At 40.8% G+C, this 25240-nt stretch carries 26 protein-coding genes and 1 pseudogene; 6 read left to right on the plus strand and 21 right to left on the minus strand.

Annotated elements, in window-relative coordinates:
• Positions 1 to 299: pseudogene (locus tag HMPREF1551_RS13865) on the plus strand (heat-shock protein Hsp70); the annotation flags it as partial.
• A gap of 45 nt (positions 300 to 344) precedes the next feature.
• Here HMPREF1551_RS13865 and HMPREF1551_RS04270 read toward each other — a convergent pair.
• From HMPREF1551_RS04270 to HMPREF1551_RS04350, 17 genes are all read right to left on the minus strand, one after another.
• A complete protein-coding gene (locus HMPREF1551_RS04270) occupies positions 345 to 2336 on the minus strand; it encodes a TonB-dependent receptor (protein ID WP_021627818.1) in 1992 nt (663 codons plus the stop codon).
• A gap of 6 nt (positions 2337 to 2342) precedes the next feature.
• Positions 2343 to 3242: a hypothetical protein gene (locus tag HMPREF1551_RS04275; protein WP_021627819.1), complete on the minus strand. Its 900-nt coding sequence runs from the start codon at positions 3240 to 3242 to the stop codon at positions 2343 to 2345.
• Positions 3243 to 3323: 81 nt separating this feature from the next.
• Positions 3324 to 3704, minus strand: coding sequence for a hypothetical protein (locus tag HMPREF1551_RS04280; RefSeq protein WP_021627820.1), 381 nt, complete (start codon positions 3702 to 3704; stop codon positions 3324 to 3326).
• 10 nt (positions 3705 to 3714) lie between these two features.
• Entirely contained in the window at positions 3715 to 4668 is a 954-nt protein-coding gene (ftsY, locus tag HMPREF1551_RS04285; RefSeq protein ID WP_021627821.1) for a signal recognition particle-docking protein FtsY, read from the minus strand.
• A 7-nt stretch (positions 4669 to 4675) separates the two neighbouring features.
• Positions 4676 to 5815, minus strand: a complete 1140-nt coding sequence (locus HMPREF1551_RS04290) for an AAA family ATPase (protein ID WP_021627822.1) — start codon at positions 5813 to 5815, stop codon at positions 4676 to 4678.
• 17 nt (positions 5816 to 5832) lie between these two features.
• A complete protein-coding gene (trmD, locus tag HMPREF1551_RS04295) occupies positions 5833 to 6507 on the minus strand; it encodes a tRNA (guanosine(37)-N1)-methyltransferase TrmD (RefSeq protein ID WP_021627823.1) in 675 nt (224 codons plus the stop codon).
• A 3-nt stretch (positions 6508 to 6510) separates the two neighbouring features.
• On the minus strand, positions 6511 to 7167 hold the full coding sequence (locus HMPREF1551_RS04300; RefSeq protein ID WP_021627824.1) for a hypothetical protein: 657 nt from the start codon (positions 7165 to 7167) through the stop codon (positions 6511 to 6513).
• A gap of 197 nt (positions 7168 to 7364) precedes the next feature.
• Positions 7365 to 7718: a winged helix-turn-helix domain-containing protein gene (locus HMPREF1551_RS04305; RefSeq protein ID WP_021627826.1), complete on the minus strand. Its 354-nt coding sequence runs from the start codon at positions 7716 to 7718 to the stop codon at positions 7365 to 7367.
• A 191-nt stretch (positions 7719 to 7909) separates the two neighbouring features.
• Positions 7910 to 9811 carry a class II glutamine amidotransferase gene (locus tag HMPREF1551_RS04310; protein WP_021627827.1) on the minus strand — a complete coding sequence of 634 codons (1902 nt, stop codon included), beginning with the start codon at positions 9809 to 9811 and terminating at the stop codon, positions 7910 to 7912.
• Positions 9812 to 9814: 3 nt separating this feature from the next.
• Positions 9815 to 10744 (minus strand): PfkB family carbohydrate kinase, encoded by a 930-nt coding sequence (locus HMPREF1551_RS04315; protein WP_021627828.1) that lies wholly within the window; start codon positions 10742 to 10744, stop codon positions 9815 to 9817.
• 83 nt (positions 10745 to 10827) lie between these two features.
• Positions 10828 to 12012 (minus strand): dicarboxylate/amino acid:cation symporter, encoded by a 1185-nt coding sequence (locus tag HMPREF1551_RS04320; RefSeq protein ID WP_034544298.1) that lies wholly within the window; start codon positions 12010 to 12012, stop codon positions 10828 to 10830.
• Positions 12013 to 12168: 156 nt separating this feature from the next.
• The gene (gene ansB / locus HMPREF1551_RS04325; RefSeq protein ID WP_034544299.1) at positions 12169 to 13224 is read right to left on the minus strand and encodes an L-asparaginase 2; all 1056 of its coding nucleotides are present in this window, start codon (positions 13222 to 13224) and stop codon (positions 12169 to 12171) included.
• A gap of 79 nt (positions 13225 to 13303) precedes the next feature.
• Positions 13304 to 13735, minus strand: a complete 432-nt coding sequence (locus HMPREF1551_RS04330; RefSeq protein ID WP_021627831.1) for an RrF2 family transcriptional regulator — start codon at positions 13733 to 13735, stop codon at positions 13304 to 13306.
• Between the two features lie 58 nt (positions 13736 to 13793).
• A complete protein-coding gene (locus HMPREF1551_RS04335; RefSeq protein WP_021627832.1) occupies positions 13794 to 14144 on the minus strand; it encodes a heavy-metal-associated domain-containing protein in 351 nt (116 codons plus the stop codon).
• Between the two features lie 150 nt (positions 14145 to 14294).
• Complete coding sequence (locus HMPREF1551_RS04340) at positions 14295 to 14687, minus strand: hypothetical protein (RefSeq protein WP_231374956.1); 393 nt, start codon at positions 14685 to 14687, stop codon at positions 14295 to 14297.
• 273 nt (positions 14688 to 14960) lie between these two features.
• Entirely contained in the window at positions 14961 to 15554 is a 594-nt protein-coding gene (locus HMPREF1551_RS04345; RefSeq protein WP_021627834.1) for a lipoprotein signal peptidase, read from the minus strand.
• 49 nt (positions 15555 to 15603) lie between these two features.
• Positions 15604 to 16083 (minus strand): type I restriction enzyme HsdR N-terminal domain-containing protein, encoded by a 480-nt coding sequence (locus HMPREF1551_RS04350; RefSeq protein WP_021627835.1) that lies wholly within the window; start codon positions 16081 to 16083, stop codon positions 15604 to 15606.
• A gap of 39 nt (positions 16084 to 16122) precedes the next feature.
• On the opposite strand from HMPREF1551_RS04350, the gene holA reads away from it, so the two are divergent.
• Entirely contained in the window at positions 16123 to 17127 is a 1005-nt protein-coding gene (gene holA / locus HMPREF1551_RS04355; protein ID WP_021627836.1) for a DNA polymerase III subunit delta, read from the plus strand.
• 10 nt (positions 17128 to 17137) lie between these two features.
• Here holA and HMPREF1551_RS04360 read toward each other — a convergent pair whose 3' ends face one another.
• The 3 genes from HMPREF1551_RS04360 to HMPREF1551_RS04370 are packed head-to-tail and all read right to left on the minus strand — an operon-like array spanning position 17138 to position 21014.
• On the minus strand, positions 17138 to 18439 hold the full coding sequence (locus tag HMPREF1551_RS04360; RefSeq protein WP_021627837.1) for a hydroxymethylglutaryl-CoA reductase, degradative: 1302 nt from the start codon (positions 18437 to 18439) through the stop codon (positions 17138 to 17140).
• A 16-nt stretch (positions 18440 to 18455) separates the two neighbouring features.
• Positions 18456 to 19721, minus strand: a complete 1266-nt coding sequence (locus tag HMPREF1551_RS04365; protein ID WP_021627838.1) for a M64 family metallopeptidase — start codon at positions 19719 to 19721, stop codon at positions 18456 to 18458.
• 33 nt (positions 19722 to 19754) lie between these two features.
• On the minus strand, positions 19755 to 21014 hold the full coding sequence (locus HMPREF1551_RS04370) for a sigma-54 interaction domain-containing protein (RefSeq protein ID WP_021627839.1): 1260 nt from the start codon (positions 21012 to 21014) through the stop codon (positions 19755 to 19757).
• Between the two features lie 139 nt (positions 21015 to 21153).
• Between HMPREF1551_RS04370 and HMPREF1551_RS04375 the strand changes: the two genes are divergently transcribed.
• Entirely contained in the window at positions 21154 to 22014 is an 861-nt protein-coding gene (locus tag HMPREF1551_RS04375; protein WP_021627840.1) for a YicC/YloC family endoribonuclease, read from the plus strand.
• 91 nt (positions 22015 to 22105) lie between these two features.
• Here the strand turns inward: HMPREF1551_RS04375 and prfA are convergent, their stop codons facing one another.
• A complete protein-coding gene (gene prfA, locus HMPREF1551_RS04380; RefSeq protein ID WP_021627841.1) occupies positions 22106 to 23179 on the minus strand; it encodes a peptide chain release factor 1 in 1074 nt (357 codons plus the stop codon).
• 398 nt (positions 23180 to 23577) lie between these two features.
• Between prfA and HMPREF1551_RS04385 the strand changes: the two genes are divergently transcribed.
• The 3 genes from HMPREF1551_RS04385 to HMPREF1551_RS13870 form a co-directional block, all read left to right on the plus strand.
• Entirely contained in the window at positions 23578 to 23985 is a 408-nt protein-coding gene (locus tag HMPREF1551_RS04385) for a hypothetical protein (RefSeq protein ID WP_034544332.1), read from the plus strand.
• Between the two features lie 333 nt (positions 23986 to 24318).
• Positions 24319 to 24828: a hypothetical protein gene (locus tag HMPREF1551_RS04390; protein WP_021627843.1), complete on the plus strand. Its 510-nt coding sequence runs from the start codon at positions 24319 to 24321 to the stop codon at positions 24826 to 24828.
• A gap of 51 nt (positions 24829 to 24879) precedes the next feature.
• The coding region (locus HMPREF1551_RS13870) for a hypothetical protein (protein ID WP_021627844.1) at positions 24880 to 25240 on the plus strand (361 nt) is incomplete at its 3' end.

Genomic DNA, 25240 nt, shown 5'->3' on the forward strand with positions numbered 1-25240 from the left:
GCAACCTCCAGCAGCAGGCTTATGACAGAGGCAATCACCTCACCCGTTTTTATCCTTTCCATCAAAATCAGAACAAGACAGCGCGTATTTTCACCGCCTCGGCCTCGGTACAAAAACTCATTTGGATGCCGGTGGACTGGAAACAGCGTTTTCCGAAATTCGCCAAAGACCTGCTAAGCTACTTGCGTATTGGCACCAACCTGAACGATGATGCTCCCGATGCACTTACCGGCTCCGTAGAGTGCCGTCAGCCTCCCAAGCGAAAAAGCGTGATGGAGATACTCGGCTATGTGAGATAGTGACTAATGACTAATGACCAGTGCAATAGGATTAGTCACTAGTCACTAAAATGTGATTCCTACGCTGGTAAAGATATTGCGTCCCATGCGGGGGATATTTCCCCAATCGGCATAGGTGCTGTAGTAGTTATCAAGGATATTCTCCACCCCTACTTCCCAGCTTAGGGTTTGCTTGCCGAGAGGGAAACGGTAGTTTGCCGAGAGGTTATATACGATATAGGCCGGTGTGCGATCTTCTCCATATTGGGGCGAATAGGCCGTTTGAGTAAAATCCCCATTGAAGGAAAAGGTAGCTCCCAAGCGGTTTTTGTTATATCGCAAGGAGGATTGGTAACTTAGCGGACGGATGAAAGGCAGGTTTTGCCCCTCGAAGTCGAAGCCTCGGGCATAGTTAAGGCTCCCTTTCCAGTTAAAGTTTTCCAAGAAGTGGTAGCTCAAGTTCAGGGAGGCATTGAATATTTTGGCATACTCCAAAGCCTCATATTTCTTTACCCCTACCGAAGCGGCATTCATAGGGAAGGCAATACGGAGGATTTTCCCTAATATATAGTTCTCTATATAGAAATAATTGACCTTAGCCTCAGCGATAAGTCCTTCTTTTTCATAGCTAAGGCTTCCATTGAGTTCGTAGGAGACTTCATTCTTAAGGTTGGGCGTTCCTATATAATCATAGCGGTCAAAGCTGTTATAGATATAGTAACCATAGGCTTCAGATACCGAAGGGGCTCTGTGTCCGTAGCCTGTCCCTACCGAAAGGGTATAAGGATTCCACTTTACTTGATAGGTAGCGTATAGGCTGGGGAGGAAGCGTATTTTATCTTCGGAAGAATCTGCGGTATTTTGGTTGAAGACACGGATAAAATCGAGATGTTCTACGTGATTATGATGTATCCCGAAGGTACCTCCTAAGGTGAGTTGTTCCCTATCGGTTAGCTCCCACTGGTTGGAGAGGGAAAGCCCCCCATAGTTGGTCGTTACCCCTGGCCAGGTAAGGGCAAATCCGGTGATTTTCCTTCTGTCTTTAGGATACATGGTCATCTCGGCTAAGGAGTAATTAGAGTATCCATTGAGCTGGATATCAGCGGTATAGTCTTCTTCCTTGAGGAGAATTTTAGAGGTAAATCCATAAGTGGTACTCCAGCCTGGCATATCCATATGCACCAAGTTTTCCGGGCGGGTAGTATCGTCCATATAGTGCTCTATAGCATTGAAATAGCCTTTGGTGTCCCATACTTTAAGCAGTTGATCTTCAAAGAGTTGCTTAAATGAAAGTGAAGAAATCAAGGCACGCGCCAGCCAGGTATCCATCGGTAAGGCGGGATAGCCCACATTCTTGGCCACATCGAAGATCGCATCGGCTTTCAGAGCGGAGAGTTCGCTGGTCTTGTAAGCCAATCCCAAAGAGGTATTGTATTTTTCAAACTGGGAATGTTTTACCTTATTGCCGTCACCTGCTTTGTAATTCTCTGCCTTGCGATAAGCTGCCGTACCATCTGCTACGAATTTCTCAGAGGAATAATACAGGTCGGCCATCCCAAAGCGATGCATATTATTGTGTTGCAATCCCAACTGGGCTGAGCCTCCATAGCTGGGTTCTTCAGAAAAAGCAACTCGCTTGCGCTTGAGATCGATGCTTCCGGCTATAGTGGCTCCATGCATGCCGCCTTCCTGTCCCGAATGGATGTCTATCTTGGAGAGGTTATTGGTCTCCACATAGGAGGTTACCGGATCCATCTTGTCGGTACAAGCCCCGAAAATGTGCATTCCTTCTATGGTAATGTTGGAGCGCTCTGTATTCATATTGTTCAGCATTGGCTCCCAGGCATAAGCACCTCGCTTGATAAAACTGACGTTATCGGAGGTAGCCAAATATTCATCCACCGAACAGCTGAGTTTTACATCGGACTGTATTTGTTTTTTACGAAATTTCTCGGCTACTACCACCTCTTTGAGCCGAATAATGCTATCTTTTTTTTGGATCTGCCCATAGGTAGTTCCTACAGTTAGTAATAGTATATAGATTAGGTGTTTTTTCATCTCTTTTTAAAATAAAATATCAATATGAAGTTCACTTTGCTCTCCAAACACTCCCATTCTTACCGTATCAGGCACCTCTGTCCCTTTGATAAGGTTATCATGTTCGTCCTTGAGAATAAAATTCAGTGTCCAATATCCATTCATGGTATAGTTTACCTTCCCATGATAGAAGCCATCTTCCTTTTGGATAAGGTCTTGGTTATTGGGAGAGGAGTGGTTTCCCATATCTTCTCCTGGCATACGAGGGTCTAATTCTAATACATAATTGCGGGGTACTACATAGGTACTATCTGGCTGCTGTACCCATATCCCTGCGGTAAGGTCATTAATGGCTACCTTGGGTACTTCAGGGCCTGTAAGGGCTATAAAATATTTCTTGCCATCACGGCCTCGAAACTCAGTGACATTCAGGTTAGGATTGCGCGTATCCAAAACATCTATGGAATTGACCATGGTATAAGGGGTGCCATTCACCTTATAGGTGATCTCAAGTTGCCAAGGGGTCTTTATTCCACTATGTACCGCATTGAGTACAGAATATCTTTTAGGGGTGTTGAAGACCACAAAGCCTTCAAACTGATTTTCATTGCCTTTTTTTACCAATTGCGAACTATGGGGGGTGGTGATTTGGATACCCTCTCCATTGGTATAGAAGGGACGAAAAGTCACATCGGTAACCACATCTCCATCTTGAGGAGTGGCTATCTTTACAGAAAACTTATTGTAGCCCCTTAGGAGCTCTCCATCGGGGGCCTCGATACTGATAAGGTGTTTGTTTTCTTTAAAATACCCTGCTTCTCGCAGCTCCCCTCGAGAGGAAAAATGAAGTCGATTGCCAAAAGGCGTTTTCTCAATCGTACAAGCTGCTACGATTGCTGTTAATACAAAAATATATAATTTTTTCATCTTTTTACACTATAAAATAAGAAAAATAAAATAACAACCAGAGGTTAATACGCTAAGCAATTAACCTTTAACAATTGATTATTAACCATTCACCGGCGGCCTGAGGATTTCCTTATTTATAAGTTCGTAAGTGGAGAAATGATAATAAAAAAGAAGATTTTTATCGGCAAAGATGAAATAAGGCACTTCAAAGGAGGGTATTTCCATACAAAAAAACTCGACCTGAAGTTTTGTAAAGTCGAATTTTACATCTGTTGGCTCTGAAGTATTTTCCGAAGTGACTTTTGCCAAGAAGCACTTTCCCTGGCAGTGCTTTTGTGTATTGGTCTTGTTTTCACAGAAAAGGGAGACAAATTGGGTAGGATTGTATAGATAATAAGAGAAAAAAAGCCCCCCACGTATGGCGCTAAGTAGCACCATACAAGAGAGGATTATAAGATAAAAACGTACTTTTTTTCTCATTCTTTCAATCTTATTTAAAGAAAGAATCTACAAATTCGTATTTGTTGAACACTTGTAGGTCTTCTATACCTTCCCCTACCCCTATATATTTCACAGGGATTTGGAATTGGTCGGATATACCGATTACAACGCCTCCTTTGGCGGTACCATCGAGCTTGGTGATAGCCAAGGCATTCACCTCAGTGGCTAAGGTAAACTGTTTGGCTTGTTCGAAGGCATTTTGACCCGTGGAGCCATCCAACACAAGCAGTACCTCATCCGGAGCCTCTGGGAGTAGCTTTTGCATCACCCGCTTTACCTTACTGAGTTCGTTCATCAAATTAATTTTATTATGCAAACGTCCTGCTGTATCAATAATCACTACATCGGCCTCTTGGGAAAGTGCCGAAGAGAGCGTATCATAGGCCACCGAGGCCGGATCGCTCCCAGTCTGTTGTTTTACCAAAGGAACCCCTACCCTATCTGCCCATACCTGCAACTGGTCTATAGCTGCAGCTCGAAAGGTATCCGCAGCCCCTAAGACTACCTTAAGGCCTTTCTTTTTGAACTGATAAGCGAGCTTGCCTATAGTGGTGGTCTTCCCTGCCCCATTGACCCCTACTACCATAATGACGTAGGGCTTACGTTCGGCAGGAACATAGAAGTCCACTGCTTCTCCCCTTTCTGTTTGGGAAAGCAGAGCGGCTATTTCTTCCCTAAGGATTTTATTAAGTTCTTGGGTGCCTACGTACTTATCCTCTGCTACGCGCTTTTCGATACGTTCGATGATTTTCAGGGTAGTGGCCACCCCTACATCACTACTGACCAAAACTCCCTCCAGTTCATCTAAAATAGAGTCATCCACTTTGGATTTTCCAGCAATCGCACGAGTGAGCTTATCAAAGAAAGAAGTCTTTGATTTCTCTAACCCCTTGTCCAAGGTCTCTTTTTTCTCCGAGGAGAATAATTTTTTGAAAAAGTTCATAGTCTTTCTATTTGAAACCTATCTTAGGAGCTTCCATCTCCTCCTTCAAGGCTTTGGTTTCCATATTTGTAAGTTCTGCTAAGGAACATGGCTTGGTGATCACGGGCTCCTTGCCTATGGAGCGCAAGTAATTATTGGCTTTCTCTACCGTAAGTTCCTTAAACTTGTATTCGGCAATCAGGCGCCCCTTTCTTAGAAGAGCTGAATCTATCTTGGATATATCCGAATTGAAGGTACAGATAAGCTGACACTCCAGCACATCGGAGAGCATCCCATCGGCAATGTTCAGTATGGAGGATACCACATCCGTATTGCTATTATAAGCCGTACGTTCGGCTATATAGTTCTCACAGTCCTCCAATACCAAAACTGAGTTCTTGTGATCAATCAGTACCCCCATGAAAGAAGGATCTGTAAGCGAAGCAATCATAGAGGTAGGCACAAAGATGAATTTCTTATTAGGTATCTGGCTGGTAAGCCATTTGATGTAGTTGGTCTTCCCTGAACCCGCTATCCCATGGAAAAGCACAATACCTTTGTTCTCATCGGTAATACTTTTCTTTACTCGATTGTGGACTTCTATGAAGTCATCATTGTACATCCTTTCAAAATCAATACGGAAAGGCTTAATTGTATGGGTTTTTACATCAAATCCGTTCTGTCCTTTGAGCAAAATAGAGACTTTTGCCTTTTTAGGCTGGTATTTCTCTAAATATTCAGAAAATAAGACCTTTAATCCCTCTACACTACTATGCTTACTATTGTTATAATACACATAATTCACCTTATAGAGTCCCTCCTCGAACATCTCCGAGTCATACTCATTGGTCAAGTTATGCGAAATAAGGATAAAAACTTCCAATTTAGGATGATAGAAACATTCTTCATCCTCATAGAGTTTGTTATTCTTAGAAGAATAGTCCAAGGTATAGAAGTCCGTACATTTTTCGAAATGTTGTAGCTTATCGCGATGGATAATCAGATCCTCGTTGGACAAATATATATCACATAAAAGGTCTGAGAGTAAGGCGCCAAAAGGTGCCCTAGAGGTAAGATAACGATTTTTATCAAAAAGTTCTATCTCATCATCACCATTTACCTCAAGTACTCTTACCTCCCTATAATATTCTGATTCTAAAATTTTCATGATACATAGATTTATTTTTATTGTAGCAAGTTGGGGCGTCGTTCCTCGGTACGCTTATAGGCTTGCTCTTCACGCCAGCGATCAATTAGGGGCGTGTTCCCACTTAATAAAATATCAGGTACCTCCCACCCTTTATATACTGCCGGACGGGTATATACCGGAGGAGCCAAAAGGTTATCCTGAAAGGAGTCCGTAAGGGCGGAAGTCTCATCGGAGAGTACCCCTGGGATAAGGCGTACGATAGCATCGGAAAGCACTGCCGCAGCCAGCTCTCCTCCCGAAAGGACATAGTCCCCTATGGAGATTTCTCGAGTGACAAAGTGATCTCTCACACGCTGATCCACTCCTTTGTAATGCCCACAGAGGATGATAATATTTTCCTTCAGAGAGAGCATGTTGGCCATAGGCTGGGTAAGGGTATGCCCATCAGGAGTAAGGTAGATTACCTCATCATAGCTCCTTTCCGCCTTTAGGGCAGAGATACAAGCATCAATAGGCTCTATCATTAGTACCATACCGGCTCCCCCTCCGAAGCTATAATCGTCTATCTGTTTGTAATTTCCCAAGCCATATTGGCGCAAGTCATGGAAATGTACCTCCGCCAGGCCTTTTTCTACCGCACGCTTAAAAATAGAGTGTTCAAAAGGGCTCTTGAGTAGCTCCGGTACCACCGCTATAATATCTATACGCATTGCTTAAGAACGGTGTTTGTTGATTTCATCTTGCAATTGTCGACGTACTTTCTGTTCACGTTCTATGGCTTTGGAACGATATTCCTCGTATTCGTTTTGCAAGTCCTCGAAATCCTTCAAGGCACCACGAGTGATACTATTAGAACGTGCATATCGGGAAACAAATACGACAAGAGATATTCCCAACAAGATAATAATACCCCACACAATGATAGAATACACCCCTTTTTCTATTGTAAGCCCAAAGAAATCCATGCTATCATTTCGGTTCTTTTCCTTGTCGAGTGCCTCTTGAAGTTGTGCTATATTCGTATTTAGCTCCTTAATCTGGGAGGATTGCGTCTGTATTGTATTGAGTTTCTCTTGTAACAAACTCTTGTGGGCTTTCACACTATCAAGCAATATATTCTTGTAAGTATATAGGCTCTCTTTTTTGACGAGTTTGAATTTTTCCCAATTCCCTGATTGATCCACCAGCTCATCGAATTTTCCTTCCAAGGTAGCAGGATATTGTTTCTGTTCCAAAGGAGCTTGTAGGCTGCGTTGTGAGGTACGTTGTGGTTCTTGTTGTACTTGATCTTGTTGCTCGGTCTCACTTTGTGCATTAACCCACAAAGAGGATAAGGCACTAAAGCTAATGATAAGAAATTTTCGTGTCATTTCCAAATTTATATTTTTTATTATAGCCGCAAAAATACTATTTTTTTATCAAAAAATGCACTCAATTCTGATTATTAACAAAAATTTGTCTGTATCTGTATGACTAACAAAGAGGAGCAAGAAAAGCCTCTACAAAGCATATCCTTGTTCCTCTTTTATAACTAAACTAAAACTTATTACACTATCTATGAGAGATCTTAGTTCTCTTTCCATCCTGTAAAGCAACCATTCTCTCCCTTGCCATATTGCTTTAGGCTATCATTGACATCTTTGAAAAGCTGAAGGATATCTCTACCTTCTTCTGTAAGGACACTATATCCTCCTGCTTTTCCTCCTGCTTCTTTGGCAACTATCTCAAAGGAAGAATTGCGATTCATTTCTTGAATCATACCCCATGCTCGGCGATAAGGAATATTTAAGACCTTGGCTGCTTCCGAAATAGATCCTAAGGCATCTATTTGTTCCAAAAGTAATGCCTTCACTGCATTGATTTCTAAGCCCGTATCGGTCTCTATCCATATATTCCCTTTTATTTTTAGATTATTTTCCATAATGTTCCTCAGCTAATTGGGCATCTTACAAACGATTTCTAGGCTGATAATCAGAAAAATATCCCTCTCAAAATCGTAATGCAAATATACACATTTTATTTGAAAAACACAATGATTTTTTTATTTTATTACAATCCATTAATAATCAAAGACTTAATCTTTCTACGATTATTAGTCTCGTCTTGAGCTCATTAATACGCTCGCTCCTTGTTCCCTTCATAGAAGTTGATAAATGCCTGATTGACTACCCTATTGCCCCCTACGGTAGGATAATCACCGGTAAAGTACCAATCTCCTAAGTTATTAGGGCAAGCCTTATGTAGGTTTTCTACACTTTGGAAAATGATGTCCAAGTCGCACTTCATCGCCTCAGGGCGTAGAAGCTCGGTAATCTTCTGGGATACCTGTTCTGGAGTAAATGGATCATAAAGTTCTTTGACATAATTGACAATCTCTGTATCAGGCTTATCCTTCTGAGAAATACATTTTTTATATATGGATTCCACTATAGCATAGGAGCCTCTATCCCTGTGTAGCGCAAGGGTAGCCTCAAAAGCTATCAAGTCCTCCAAGCGTGCCATATCTATCCCATAACAATCAGGATAACGTATCTGAGGAGCAGAAGAAAGAACGGTAATTTTCTTAGGCTGTAAGCGATTGAGAATATTGAGAATACTCTTCTTCAGGGTAGTACCTCTGACGATACTATCATCTATAATTACCAAGTTATCTTGGTCTTTTTTTACAGAACCATAAGTAATATCATATACATGAGCCACCATATCTTCCCTTCCCGAATCTTCGGTGATGAAGGTACGTAGCTTCACATCCTTAATGGCCACTTTCTCTATACGAGGGCGAACCGAGAGTATCTGTGTTAGGCGCGCCTCAGTCAAGGTCGTACCTTCCTGAAGTATTTGTTGTTTTTTCTTTTGGTTAAGATAGTCCGAAACGGATTCTATAAGTCCATAGAAAGAAGTCTCCGCTGTATTGGGAATATAAGAAAAGACCGTATTTTCTATATCATTATTTATAGACTTAAGTACCTGAGGAAGGAGTAAGGCTCCCAATTTCTTGCGTTCCAAATAGATTTCCTGATCGCTACCACGTGAAAAATAGATACGCTCGAAGGAGCAGGCCTTGCGCTGGGTAGGTTCTAAGATTTGTTCTATGTGAGAGGTGCCATCTTTTTCGATGAGAATGGCCGCACCTCCAGCGAGTTCTTTTACCTGATCGAAGGATACATCGAAGGCTGTTTGTATTACCGCACGTTCGGAGGCTACTACCACCACCTCGTCATCTTTGTAATAATAGGCTGGACGAATAGCTGCGGGATCTCTTATCACAAAAGAAACGCCATGCCCTACAATACCTGCCATGGCATAGCCCCCATCCCAGCGAGTAGCTGCCTTCTTGAGAACCTTAGCCATGTCGAGCTGCTCCATAATCAAGGGAGATGCATCGCGCTTGCTGATCCCCTCTGACTTAAGTCGGCGATAACAGTCCTCTACTTCATTGTCCAAAAAGTGACCTATACGTTCCATAACAGTGATCGTATCTGCCTTGGCTATAGGGTGCTGTCCCAGCTCTACTAATTTGCTAAAAAGCTCATTGACATTGGTCAAATTGAAATTGCCGGCTAAAATCAAATTGCGATAGATCCAATTATTTTCTCTAAGAAAAGGATGTACATTCTCTATACTATTCTTTCCAAAAGTACCATAACGCACATGTCCTAAGTATATTTCCCCTAAGTAAGGAATAAGGCGCTTAAGTGCTGATATATCTGCTTTAGCCTCAGGATGCGACTTTAGCAATTCGTTGATATGACTATTGATTTGCTTAAAAATATCCTGAATAGGCTGGGCATCATTGGATCTTACCCTACCTATATAGCGCTCTCCGGGCTGCATATCCAGCTTAATATTGGCTATCCCTGCTCCATCCTGCCCGCGATTATGCTGCTTTTCCATCAACAGATACATTTTATGCAAACCATAGAAAGGGGTTCCATATTTCTGTTGATAATATTCTAGAGGTTTAAGAAGGCGAAGTAGTGCAATTCCGCATTCGTGTTTGATAGCATCACTCATTTTTTAGACGACTTTTATTTCAAATTGGGTTAATTCTTTCAAGCAGAAAAGGCGCCGAAGGACTTCCTCCTTGGTAAGGGTTAGTAACCTTTCGACTCCCATCTTCTCTACACAGAAAGAAGCTAAAGTGGTCGCATAGACCAAAGCATTTTTCATATTATCAAAGGAAATTTCTCCTGTTTGTGCCATATAACCTATGAAGCCTCCGGCGAAAGTATCTCCCGCACCAGTAGGGTCACATACTTCTGTCAGAGGGATAGCAGGGGTAAAGAACCGCTTATCTTCATAAAAAAGCATAGCTCCGTGTTCCCCTCTTTTGATAATGATATAAGTAGCCCCTCTGGCTTGTAGCTTCTCTACTGCCTTAAGCAGACTGGTTACTCGGGTAAGGGCAAAGGCCTCTTGGTCACTCACAGTAAGCACATCCGTCTTTCGGATAAGCTCATCGAGGTATTCAGGAGTATGTTCTATCCAATAATTCATCGTATCGGAGACCACAAAAGCAGGCCTTTGAGAGAGTTGTTCCAATACCTGAAGCTGCATACGAGGATGCAAATTGCCCAAAAGTACAAAAGAGGCATCCGAAAAAGCAGCACTGATCTTAGGGGTATATCTGGTGAGTACATTTTCCTGTGTCTCAAGTGTTTCTCTTTCATTCATATTAGGAAGGTAACGCCCGCTCCAGGAGAAACTACGCCCCCCCTCTACCAGCTCTACCTGAGAGAGATCTATCTCTCGCTGCAAAAGAGGAGCTAAAAACTCCTGAGGATAATCCTCACCTATGACTGACACTACGGCCTGTTCTACATCAAAGATAGCACTTGCCAAAGCACTATAGTTGGCAGCTCCTCCCATAGTACGTTCTACTTTGGAAAAAGGCGTCTCTATCGTATCAAAGGCCATAGTACCCACTGTAAGTAGCTTATTATTCATCTTTCTGAAAAATCGCCTTGTAACAAAGGCGCAAAGATAGGATTAATTTTTGAATTAACAATATATTTTGTATTTTTGAAAACTTACTTTTCCTTATTTTCTTCTATCTTATTAACAATGAGCGCTACAGCACCATCACCCGTTACATTACAAGCTGTACCGAAACTATCCATAGCTACATAGAGCGCAATCATCAGCCCTTGTTGTTCCTCACTAAAACCTAACATAGAAGACAATATTCCCAAAGCAGCCATAATGGCTCCTCCTGGTACTCCAGGGGCTGCTACCATAATAATACCTAGCATCATAATAAAGCCAGAGAATAGCTCTATATCAAAGGGCATCCCTTCCAAAATCATCAAGGCCATCGCACAAGAGGTAATCTTCATAGTACTTCCTGAAAGATGTATCGTCGCACAAAGGGGAATTACAAAACCCGCTATACGTGGAGAGACTCCCATCTTGGTGGCTTGCTGCAAAGTAACAGGAATGGTAGCCGCAGAGGACTGAGTTCCCAAAGCAGTAGCATAGGCCGGTAGCATAGTGGTAAGTGATTTGAAAGGGTTCTTCTTGGCAATCCCTCCTGCAATGAGATATTGTATAATCAAAAGGAGTATGTGCATAATAAAGAGTACCACTATGAGTTTGAAGAAAACTGCTATAACTGAAACAACCTTTCCTCCAAAGGTAATTTCTGCAAAAATAGCCATGATATAGTAAGGCAATACAGGGATAATAGCCTTGGCTATGAGCCAATTTACGATTTCACCAAACTCTTCTATCACTTGGAAGAGCGTAGATTTTTCTCTTAGAGAAAGGCCGATTCCCATGATGAAAGAGAGTACCAAAGCAGTCATAATATCCGTAATAGGAGGCATCTGAATGGTAAAGAAAGGGGTAAGTACCATCTCATCCACCATGGGATCTATACGCTGATTTTCAAGCAAGGTAGGGAATATCGCCTCCGAAGCAAAATAAGTGGAAAAACCGGAGAATAGGGTAAAGGCATAGGCAATCCCTACGGTAATGAGTAGCAAACGACCCGCACTCTTTCCTAATTTGCTAATGGAAGGCATCACAAGCCCCATGATAATAAGAGGGATGGCAAAGCCTAAGAAGCTACTAAAAAGTACCTTGAAAGTAAGCAGTATTCTATAAGTCCACTGAGGGAACCACCCCTTGATAGTAAGCCACCCTACGAGAATACCTATGAGTATTCCACAAAACACCTTGAATAACAAATTGGTGTAAATTTTCTTGAGTTTCATATCTAAAATAGGTTTAAAGATTATTGAATAATTGCAATGTAAAAAATCAAGAAACCTTCCCTTTCTTCTTGGAAAGGGAGGTTCCATGAGATTATTATGTCTTTTTAGAAGGTAAAAAGGCATAGAGCACTATATTTTTACCCTCTTTTTAATATTTTAATATTCATTAAAATATTGTTGAATTTGTTGCCAATCCTTAGTCTTGGTAAGCGCCAACATAAGTAACACACGTGCCTTCTGTGGGTTGAGAGCTCCAGAGGCTACAAAGTGAAATTTGGCATCATCGACTTCTGCATCCAAGGTAGTAGCCCCTGTGGGAACACGAGAAGAACGTACGATTTGGATGCCATTTTGCTGAGCTTTCACAGCCAAGTCAAAGATAGTATGGTAAAAGTTTCCATTTCCTACCCCAGCATGTACAATGCCATCAAACTTAGCATCAATGAAAGCCTTCATTGGAAGTTCTGATACATTGGAATAGCTATAGACAATTCCTACTTTAGGAAGCGCTTTAAGGTTATCTACATCAAAGATTGATTGAGCGGTATGCTTGTTAGTAGGAGTACGTCCGAAGAATACCTTACCGTTGTGAATATAGGCCAAAGAACCATAATTAGCCCCTTTGAAAGTATCTACAGAAGTCGTATTAGTTTTGATAACATCCTTAGCATCAAGGACCATATCATTCATACATACCATAACCCCACGGCCTTGCGCATTTTTGTCAGCAGCTACTGCCACTGCATTGTACAAATTTAAAGGGCCATCGGCACTCATTCCTGTGGCAGGTCGCATAGCGCCTACCAACACTACAGGCTTATTACTATGCACTGTAAGATTCAAAAAGTAAGCTGTTTCCTCCATAGTGTCGGTTCCATGAGTGATCACCACTCCATCATAACCTTCCTTATTAAAGAGTTCATTGATGCGTTTGGCCAACTTGAGCCATACTTCATCGTTCATATCTTGAGAGCCTATCTTAACGATTTGTTCTCCAGAGACATCCGCTAGATCCTTCACTTGAGGTACAGCTTGTAGAAGTTGGTTTATACCTAGCTCTCCCGCCTTGTAATTTGTTTCAGTAGCGGACTTGCTTACTCCAGCAATGGTACCTCCTGTTGCGAGAATACGAACTTTCGGCTTTTGAGCGAAAGCTACCACAGACACCATTAACAACACTGTAAGGGCAATTTTTTTAATTGCTTTTTGCATTTGTAAATTAATTTGTGACAAGACAAAGTTACGATTTTTTAGAACAAAAACAAGAAAAAAATAATTTTTAACAAACATGTCAAACAATTAAATAAGCCTCTCCTCGTCTTATTTTATCAGCAAAATAGGCTATATCATGTTTTTCCAATTCTCTTAAGAACTCTTCCTTAAAAGGTTTTACAGCATAGTGCATAGGGCAAGGCGTTTCCTCAGAGCAGGCTCTTATTCCTAAAAAACAAATGGAGAACTTATCCACCCCGTCTATATGATGAACGATATTAGCTAAAGGAGCCTTCATTTTCTCTTCAGTGAGGAAAAAGCCTCCTCCTGGGCCTTTTGCTGAACAAATAGCATTTTTCTTAGCTAATATCTGTAATAATTTAGCCAAAAAAGCAGTAGGAATATGTAATACCTCGGATATTTCTTTTACGCCTTTTTTATTCTCTACAGAGGAATGTAGGGCTAAATAAAGTACTGCATTGATGGCATATTTACTTGAATTTGATAACATGCTTTCCTATTTAAATTTAATTTTCCTTTGCTATGCAAAGGTAACCTAAATATCTCACTTAAGGGATCACCTTATAAGAATCTCCCCCATTGGAGCCCTCTATTACGGAGATCAAAGACTCCTTAGAGAGCTTATGAGCATCGAAGGATATAGTAGCCGTCTTGGAATCAAAATCCACCACGGCTTTGGATACTCCTTCGGTTTTGTTAAGATTTTTCTCTATAGTAGCGGCGCAGCCATGAGCGCAAGTCATTCCTTCTATCTTGAGTGTCACCTCCTTCAAGTCCGCTTGATTCGCAGAAGTAGATTGTTCGGTTTGTGGAGCTGGAGCCTCTTCTGTAGTTTTAGCAGTATTATTAGTACAACCGATAAGAGCTAATAAGAAGGCTGATAAGGTTAGGTATTTCATGGTATATATTAGGGTTTTAGAATTAATAGAACTATAGGGCTACGGCTGAAATTCATTTATTTCTTTGCCCCTTGTATTTCTATTTTATACACAAAAAGCCCTTCTACATGGAAGAGCATTTTGCGTATTATGGTTTCATATTTATTAATTTTAGAAGAATAATCTTCTTCTTACAGTTTGTTGTTCTTCCACTGTTGGTTCGTAGCTATCTTCAACAACTTTGAAGAGCCTATCATGCATCATCTTAGTGATAGCGATGTTAGGGTTAGCACCATCCACGATCAAGTGTACTAAGAACTGACGATTATTGGAAGCGAACAATACATGTAGTTGTTCTTTGAGGGCGATTTCGATACGATTGATATTCTTATCGTTAAGACCTTCTACATATCCTAACGCCTTAGTAGCTTGACGTAAGATTTCTACTTGGAAAGCACTTGATAAGCGGTTGTCCACGTTAGAAGCTGCTTCGTAAGCAATTGTATTACCATCATTTGTACTTACCACAGTGATAGAAATAAATCCTGGCACGCTTTCACGCATACCTTTTACATAGGTTTCAAATAGATTTGTATCCATAAAATTACTATTTATTTACTTGTTCAAATTTTGCACAAAGGTATAAACTTTTTTCTTATCTAAAAATATTTTGCGACTTTTTTTTCAACTTTTTTTCTCAACAACTTTTCAACAACTTTATGAACCTGATAAGCGTTAATAACAAACGTTGTTAAATTGTTATTTTTTATTAACGCAAGTCCTTAAATTGCTCTTTTTATCTGATAATTTCTAATAATAAATCAATAAAAAGTTAATCTACTTTTTGAATGCTTGTTTGTTGAATATTAGCAATAATCCTACAGCAACAGAGATGGCCGTGTCTGCCACATTGAAAATAGGATCAAAAAAGGTAAATCTCTTTCCCCCATAGAAGGGAACCCAGTCGGGCAAGTAGGTATCTATGATAGGGAAATAAAGCATATCCACCACTCGGCCATGAAAAAGAGTCTCATAAGGCTCATCACTCATAAAAGTAGCTACATTATTGACACTATGATCAAAAATCACTCCATAGAATACTGAATCAATAATATTCCCCAAGGCTCCTGCAAAAATCAAGGCGATAGAAATAATCAACACTTTGGGCGCTTTTTTCTTTACAGCATCCCATAACCAATAACCTATCCCCATGATCGCTACAATTCGAAAAACACTGAGTATGAGCTTGCCATATTTTCCGGGTATAGCTACCCCCCAAGCAGCTCCTGGGTTTTCCGTAAAATGAATATGAAACCAATCAAATACATGAATGGATTGGTCAATCATAAAATGGGTTTTGATATATATTTTGCTTGCTTGGTCTAACAATAATACCAAACCTATAATAAGTCCTGCGTGGGATAACTTCATAACATGAGCCTAAAAGCGGGGCAAAGATACAACTTTTAATTCTTAAAAATTACAGATTTGTCATATTTTTTTGATTTTCATTCTGTGGGTAGAAATAAGGGAGCTCACGCAAGAAAATATAGGCTTTCCTATGGTAATCTATTTGATAAAAAATATGTTGTAACCCATTGGTTACCATAAGATTTTCCGATTTTAGGGTAAGGTTATAACGAGCTATCTGGTCAAAGACCTCTTGGGTGATGGCCACCTGTGGAGCCTTACACTCTACTACAAGGAAAATACTTCCATCGGGGCGATAGATGACAATGTCATAACGCTTGGTAAGATGATTGACCTGAATGCGCCTCTCTACACTCATCAGGGATTGTGGATATTTCCTATCCTGCAAGAGGAAATGCACGACATGCTGCCTGACCCACTCCTCGGGAGTGAGTACCACAAATTTTTTTCGGATCATATCGAAAATATATCGTTTATTTTCATTATTTTTGAACCGAAATTCGTACGTAGGAAAATTCAGTGTTTGCATGGGTGCAAATATACAAAAAGAAATTTAGAAATACACAGTATGAACGAAGTAGAAAAAATCTTAGCAGAACTGAAAAAGAAAAACTATAGCCCTATCTACTACCTTTCGGGAGAGGAGCCTTATTTTATAGATGTAGTGAGTAACTATATAGAACAGCATGTCCTTAGTGAAGATGAAAAGGCCTTCAACCAACAAATTGTCTATGGTAAAGACATCAGCGTAGATGCTCTTATTCACTATGCTCGTGAGTACCCCATGATGGCCGAGCGCCGCCTGATCATTGTCAAAGAAGCCCAGGAGCTGAGCCGCACCATAGGGCAACTGCTCCCCTATGTAGAAAAACCCTCTCCTACCACGATCTTAGTGCTTTGTTACAAATATGGGAAGATAGATGGAAAGACCAAGCTGGCCAAGGAACTCAAGAAATATACTACCCTTGAGAGTAAAAAACTCTATGAGAGTGATACCATAAGATGGGTAAATAGCTATCTGAAAGAGAATAACTATAGCATCAACCAAGTAGCTTGTCAGCTTTTGGTGAGCTTCCTCGGGACAGACCTAAGCCGTATTGCCAATGAACTGAACAAACTCAAGATCATCTTAAAACCAGGTACTGAAATTACTCCCACCCATATAGAAGAAAATATAGGTATAAGCAAAGACTTCAACGTCTTCGAACTGCAAAATGCCTTAGGCCGCAAAGACCTTCCCAAGGCAATGCAAATCATCAAGTATTTCAATGAAAACCAAAGGGATAACCCTATGCCCATGATTACAGAAAACCTGTATCGCTACTTCAAGAGTCTTTTTATCTTCTCCAGCCTTACCGGCCGTACCGATGCTGAATTGGCTCGAGAGATGGGGGTAAACCCCTATTTCTTAAAAGATTACCGACAAGCAGCCGCCCTCTACCCCTTGAAGAAAATCAGCTACTGTATGGAAGTTATCAAACAAGCAGACCTGAAAAGCAAAGGGGTAGAAAGTGGGTCTATCTCCTACTATGACATCCTAAAAGAGATGGTTATTTCAGTGATTAGTGATTAGTGGTTAGTGGCTAACTCCTGATGTGGTTAAAGGCTTGTACTACTTCGCTATGGGAGACGGTTTTATCCTTAAAATAGTCAATAAGTTGTTGTTTTTCCTCAAGAGTGGCACCCAATTGGTTTAGGATATTGACTAAGTGCATTTTCATATGTCCCTTTTGGATCCCATGGGTCACGAGAGAGCTAACGGCTGCAAAATTTTGAGCTAATCCCACGCAAGCGATGACCTTCATGAGGGTCTGCGCAGAGGGGTTTTCCAGTATTCTGAGGGCAGTTCTTACCATAGGATGTAGCTTGGTCAGTCCCCCAACGGTACCAATAGCTAAAGGAAGTTCTATACTGTAATGGAAGATACCATCCTTCAGTTCGGCCTGAGTAAGGCTCTTGTACCTCCCCTCCTTGGCGGCATAAGCATGAGCAGCCGCTTCTACGGCACGGAAGTCATTCCCTGTGGCAATCACTACCGCATCTATCCCATTCATAACCCCTTTGTTGTGTGTTACGGCACGATATACATCGGCATTGGCTACGGCAATAGCACGTACAAAATCGGTGGCAAACTCCTCCCCTGTGATGTCATTATAGGACATTTGGCTTATAGGTGCGGATACTTCTGCTCTTACTAAGCACTGAGGCGTATAGTTAGAGAGAATACTCATGAGCACCTCCAATTTTCCTTGAGTAATACGCGTAAGCGCCTCCCGCTCAATGGTTTGGGTCATCTGTTCCAAGCAGGAATTGATAAAGTTAGCCCCCATGGCATCACCGGTGAGGAAGGTAACAAAGACCTGGTAATAATGCTCCAAGGAATCGGTCATATCCTTGAGCATAATAGAAGCGATCCCCCCACCTCTTTTGCGCATATTCTCGGTAAGAGCGTTTGTTTCTTCGTATAAGAGCGGATCTATTTGATTAAAGAATTGGAAAAGCTCCTGTTTGTTACCATCAAAAAACAGATGAATATGTCCTACCTTCTCCATACTGCGTACTTGGCAATGGAAGCCCCCATGCTCTGACCAAAACTTAGCAGCCTTGCTCACCGCTGCCACTACGGAACTCTCTTCCACCACCATAGGCACTGTATAATTATGGTCATCAATTAAGAAGTTAGGAGCTACGGCAAAAGGCAATACATAATTCCCTATGGCATTTTCTATAAAATCGTCATGTAACCTTTGTAGGTTACCATCGGCCAAATCATACGTTTGGAAAACCCCTTCCGAATCCGTATTGGAGAGGTAATTTTCGCATATCCATTGGCGTTTTTCCTCCTTAGAGCGTTTGGAAAAGCCTTTTATTCTATTGGTATTCATATAAAATGGTAAAATCTTATTCAGTGTAAAAGTGTATCATTCGCTCTATTGTACGAGCACATACAGGGCAGAAATCGTCACTTTCGATAGAGTTCATTCGGCAATCTTGCATAGGGCTATACATTCCCTTGGATCGGTAACCGCCCCCCTCAAAAGCCCCTACTTTGTGTTGATATTTTACAGTACGTGGGGTCGGAATAGGAGTGTTTTTCTCTACCATATCCTTCCACTTAGCCCCAAAGTCCGCCAAGGAAGTGATGTTAGGCTCCCAAGGTTCTATATTAAGATTGTAACGACTTCCCATTCCCTCTTCGTAATAGTATTCATCGGCAAGACCTACAAAGCCATGCCCGAACTCATGTACAAAGGTCTTTTCTGCGAGAGGATTATCCGACACATTGAGGTTCAGTAAGTTATAAAAAGCACCCCCACCATATTCTTGGGTATTGACCACCACAAAAAGCTGGTCATAAGGTACAGCGGCCGCTACATCAGCTACCTTAAAGAAAGAAGGACAAGTGAGGTATCTTTCCATTCCGAAGGAATAGAAATGACTGTCAAACAACGTATTTTTGTATTCCAATACCCCAGCCAAATCGGTACCACTCTGCTGGGAAGGAGCCAAAATCGCATAGATATTAAAATCAGCTCTGTGCTTATTATAAGGCGCTATGGAGAAGAGATAGTCAAATAAGCGTTGGGTATCAGCGACAAACTTGTCCATCTGCTCCAGCGTATAACCTTCGGGGAGCACCGCTATATCCACCTTTTTCTCCGCAGCACCATTATCCAAAATTCTTTTGATAGGAAACTGCAAGGGAGCCTCCTTTACAATACGATAGTCCGTAGGGTCGATAGAAGTAGAGAAAATTGTTTTGAAATTTCCATCGGTTTGCCTACGGTCAAAGTTCACCTTAACCAGCGCTTTAGGATAAGGCACCTGAAGGGGAACCTCAAAGAACTCCGTTTTAGTTTCATCCGTTTCCAAGCTTTGCCATTCTTCCAAGAGGGTAATAAATCCCTTGGAATACAGCACCTTTGCTGATGCTGGCTCCAATACTTGTATGCGGTATTCCCCATAATTGGGGTGTATCAAGTTGGTATGAGAACCTCCAAAAAACGGTTCCTGCCTCATCGCTTTGAGGGCTACTTGAGTGGTATGCTTGGTACCATAGAGATAGAAATCCAAGCGGAGTGCCGCTTGGGTAAAATAAGCCTCATACCCCTGCGCCATAGCCCCTTGTAAGACTAATAAAGAAATTAAAAATAAAAATTTTCTCATGTATAATCACCTTAAAAAGCCCTATAAAGGCCTTTACTCTATATTATATTGTTTTATTTTTCGATAAAGAGTACGCTCTGAGATACCCAATTCCTTAGCAGCTTCTTTTCGTTTTCCTTTGTTTCGTTCCAATGATTTCTGTATAAGTTCCACCTCCTTATCCTGCAAGGAGATTGGTTCTTCTTCCTGAATTTCCTCTGCGAAATCATAATTACTATGCTTTCCCAAATTTGGAGAAGCCTTCTCATGAGAGAGAAGCATCATGGCAGGTTCGCTTCTCTCGGTAGGATAAGCCACCTCCGGAGTACCATAAATCTTATGAATAAGCGTTTGGTTTTCCTCTTGTACCTTGGAAGTATTTCCTTCCTGTATGAGCTTGAAAGTGAGCTGCTTGAGGTCATTGAGATCATTACGCATATCGAAAAGTACCTTATAGAGGATTTCCCTTTCGGAAGCAAAATCACTCTCGGCTTTACTCTGAGAGATGGTAGCAGGCAAGTGGCTTACCCCATCCTCGGGGAGATAAGAACGGAGCGTCTCGGCGGAGATTTCTCTTTTTTGTTCCACCACGGAAATCTGCTCGGCTATATTCTTAAGCTGACGGATATTCCCTGGCCAACGATAACGTAACAATTCTTTGACCGCCTCTGGGGAGAGCTGTAGGGTTGGCATGCGATATTTTTGAGCAAAATCCGAGGCAAATTTTCTGAATAACAAGTGAATATCCTCCTTTCTATCCCTTAGAGGAGGGAGAAACAACTCCACGGTATTGAGGCGGTAATACAAATCTTCACGGAAGCGCCCCTTTTTGAGAGCCTCCTGCATTTTGACATTGGTAGCTGCTACGATACGCACATCCGTTTTACGAGGAATAGAATCGCCCACACGGATGAACTCCCCATTTTCCAAGACCCGAAGGAGGCGTACCTGGGCAGAGAGAGGCAACTCCCCTACCTCATCCAAGAAGATAGTCCCCCCGTTGGCCTCCTCAAAGTAACCCTTCTTATCCTCCTTACCCGAGTGAGTGAAGCTACCCGCCTTAAAACCAAATAGTTCGGAATCAATCGTACCCTCGGGGATTGCCCCACAGTTGATTGCTATATATTTTGCATGCTTGCGAGCTGAAAGTGTATGAATAATTCGAGCAAAAGCCTCCTTGCCCACCCCACTTTCTCCTGTGATGAGTACAGAGACATCGGTAGGGGCAATACGAACGGCCTTTTCTATGGCCAAATTCAGCTTGGGATCATTGCCAATAATGCCAAAACGTTGTTTTACAGATTGAATATCCATGAGATGGAGTACCTTTAGTTTAAGATATAAAAAAGTTTGCAAATGTACAAAATTAATTTGCAATATACAATTTAAAGAAGATATTTAGTCAATTTCAGCAATATTTTTAGTATCTTTGCACTCATCAAAGCATATACCCATGATACAATCCATGACCGGCTTTGGGAAAAGCCAGCTTCAACTTGCCCATAAAAAAATTATCATAGAGATAAAGTCGCTCAATAGCAAGGCTATAGACCTGAATACCCGTATAGCACAGGCGTATAAGGAAAAAGAATTGGCTATGAGGAAACTCATTTCCGACACCTTAGAACGCGGAAAGATAGACTTCACCCTCACGGTAGAAAACACCTCATCCTCAAGCACTTCCTCGCTCAATGCCCCCGTTGTTCGCGGCTATATAGAGCAGATGCGAGCCATTTCGCCTAATGGGCCTGATGTAGAATTTCTCAAGATGGCTGTACGTATGCCCGATGCGCTGACCACACCTGTGGAAGAAGTAGATGAGGCAGAATATGCCCAAATAGAGGAGCAGTTAGTCATAGCCCTCAAGCACTTACAAGCGTTTCGCTGTAGTGAGGGTGCTATTTTGCAGAAAGATTTTGAACTGCGTATTGGGAACATACAGCAACTTTTAGTCCAAGTAGAATCCCTTGACACAGAGCGACTTGCTGCCATTCGCAGTCGTATGGAGCGCGCAGTGGAAGAGATTAGAGAGCGCGTAGATGAAAATCGCTTTGAGCAAGAGCTTATTTTTTACCTTGAGAAATTGGACATCACCGAGGAGAAAGTTCGGCTTGCCAATCACCTGAATTACTTTCTTAGCACGCTGGAAGAACCCCAGTCCAATGGGCGCAAATTGGGCTTTATCGCTCAGGAAATAGGGCGCGAGATCAACACCTTAGGTTCCAAAGCCAATCACGCCCAAATGCAACAAATCGTGGTGCTGATGAAAAATGAATTGGAGAAGATAAAAGAGCAAGTGCTCAATATTCTTTGATAGTGACAAGTGAAAAATGAAGAGTGAAAAATGAAGAGTGAAAAGTGAAAAGTAACTCAACAATTCATCACTTTTCACTTTTCGTTCTTCACTAAAAGATGTCGCCTTCTTTGAGTTTCTCGGTATTTTCGGCCAGTTGGAGTTCGTCAATCAGGCGCTGGATATCTCCGTTCATAATATTACCCAAATCGTAGAGGGTTAGACCAATACGGTGGTCTGTTACACGACCTTGTGGATAGTTATAAGTACGTATCTTGGCACTTCTATCGCCACTGGAGACCATACTTTTACGTCGGGCAGAATCGGCCTCCATTTTCTTGGCCAATTCCATTTCATAAAGGCGAGAGCGGAGCACCTTTAAGGCCTTGTCTAAGTTTTTATGTTGGGATTTCTCATCTTGGCAACGCACCTCTATCCCTGTGGGGATGTGCTGTAGCTGAATGGCCGAGTAAGTCGTATTCACCGACTGCCCCCCAGGCCCTGTGGAAGTTGTACGAATGATCTTGACATCCTCCATATTGAGTTCCACATCAAACTCTTCCGCTTCGGGGAGCACCATTACGGTAGCGGCAGAGGTATGTACACGCCCCTGTGTCTCGGTTTGTGGTACGCGCTGCACACGGTGTACGCCTGCTTCAAACTTGAGCGTACCATACACATCCTCTCCGTTGATTTCCAAGATAATTTCCTTGAAACCACCAGAGGTACCCTCGTTCATATCCATCACAGAGACACTCCAGCCCTTGTCCTGGCAGTACTTATTGTACATACGGTAGAGGTCGCCTGCAAAGATAGAAGCCTCGTCTCCCCCTGTACCTGCACGGATTTCCATGACCGCGTTTTTGTTATCTTCGGGATCCTTAGGAATGAGTAAGAACTTGATTTCCTCCTCCAACTGGGGAAGTTTTTCCTTAGCCTCTTCCAGCTGAAGGCGAGCCATTTCGGTCATTTCCTCATCGGAACCATCCTTGATAATCTCCTCGGCCTCAGCGATATTGGCTGTTACAATTATATATTCTTGGCGCTTGTCCATGAGCTGTTTCAGCTCCTTGTATTCCTTAGTAAGTTGTACATAGCGCTTTTGATCGGCTATGATATTGGGTTGTATAATAAGGTCGGAAACCTCATCAAATCGTTGCTTTACAATATCTAATCTCGCTAACATATCATTTCTTTTTGCGGGTGCAAAAATACGAAAAAGTTTTTAGTTTTCAGTAGTTAGTTTTTAGTTCTGATCATTTTTTTGTACAACTAAAAACGCTCCTTTTCAATCTTGTACTTAATGGATTAAGGAAGCTATCTAAAAAACTGATATTCAAAGGCCAAGATTAGATTTTCTATGGTTAGGGCTAAACTAAGCACCTCTAAATCAAAGTATTTTTAGGTTCTTTCTTTGGTACGATTGAGATTTATTTCCAAAGAGATTTAATAATACTTCAAGAATTTTTTTGTAACTTTGCTCCAAGTTGTTCATTATGTTTAATTGTTTGAAATTCAATCAGATATATTTTTTTTGATCAAATGAACAGCTTTTTTATTTTCCAAAAAAAACCAAAAAAGATAATGAATAATATAAAAATTAATTTAATAAACTTAGAATCTACTGATTGTGTAATTTTTGACAATATTAAATTTAATAATTGTAGTTACTTACAATTGTTGATAGATGATATTGACATAAGATTGTTTGATGAATTTGATGATTTTTTGATCGTTTATTCAGAGTTATATGCAAGTGCTCAGAATAGTGGGAAGTTTTTGATTTTCACTTGTGCTTGTGGTGTAGCTGATGATGGAGGATGGGATTATGTCAATGTTACTCATAAAGAGAGCTCTATTGAATGGCGTTTTTTTCGAGAAAAGAGCTATTTTTTTGAGTTTTCAAAAGAGAATTATATAAAAGAAATATATGAAATTAAAAGTAAAAATATCATATTAATACCTGAACAAATTATTTATCCTGAAAGTTGATAATAAGGGGTCACGTATCAGATGTGTTGTTAAAATCTCAACAACTTACTAATCAACACAATACAAAAAGAAATACCCTACTATTTTCCTTTATATACGATAGAGATAAGCGTTTTTTAAGCCTATAAAAACACTCTAAATGAAGTGAGTTCGGTATAAGATTTTCCCTTGTTGGGGTATTTCTTACAGTTTGTGCCTACTACTCAGTAGAGCCTTTGACTCTTTATGAGAGCTACAAGCTCTTAGTATAATAGGTACGAGCTTCAAGCTCGCGCCAGCGGGGGGGAGCTAAACCAATAAAATTAACAAAATACACTATAAAAGAAAAATAAGATGGATATAGTATCAATTAATAAAATTTATAATCAGTATCAATTAGAGTTTAAACATTCGGGAAATGAGGAATCCATTATAAATCTATTACTTAAACAAAAAGAATGGAATTTGTTAGATGATGACCAAAAACTTATAAAGCGGAAAAAATACTTACTTGATTTTGAAAAATATTTTATCTACAATGAAAAGAGAGAAAGAGTTTTTTTATATGAAAATTTAGTTTTTCAAACATATTTAAAGATAAAGGATTTGTTAAATATTATAGAGGCAGATATTAGTTCTTTTGAAGGTTTTTTCTTTAGAATAAAATCGATGCTTTTCTGTGAAAAAGAACTTGTAAATCAATATGAAAGCTTTAAAAGAATAGGTCATGTTCCCTTTGAAATTTTTGAACCTTTAATAGAGAAAGTAAAAGATACTCAAGAGTACAAACAATATAGATTAGATGAATTATTTGAGGAATACAAAAAGATGTATCAATTATTCTTGGAGAAGCCTTATGAATAATTGTAAATTGTTGGGAAAATAAAATAGCTACTCTCTCAAGTACAAAGTTTATTGGATAGTGCTTTAAAGGAGTGTCCTAAGTGTCTGACCAAGGAACAGATAGCTACTCTAAAGAAATTTATAGCCAATAGGAGTAGCAAGGAGGGTAAAGAGTTTGTACTGACCCACAAGTTGCAAGAGCGCATGAACTTCATGGCTGCTTTCCAGCTTTTAGGAGCTTATGACAAATATCACTATAGTGTCAAGGACATAGAGAAACGTTCTTTCTTAGCAGATAATCATTGGCTTGGGGAGATTTCTCGAAGAGAAAAAGCAGGGCAAGCCTCTGCAATAGATATCAAGGAAGGCTACCAGCAGTATGTAGCTTATTATGACACAAACTCTGCCTTTTTCTTAGGCTTTCAATATCTTA

Source organism: Capnocytophaga sp. oral taxon 863 str. F0517 (assembly GCF_000466425.1).
In the GTDB taxonomy this organism is placed as follows: domain Bacteria; phylum Bacteroidota; class Bacteroidia; order Flavobacteriales; family Flavobacteriaceae; genus Capnocytophaga.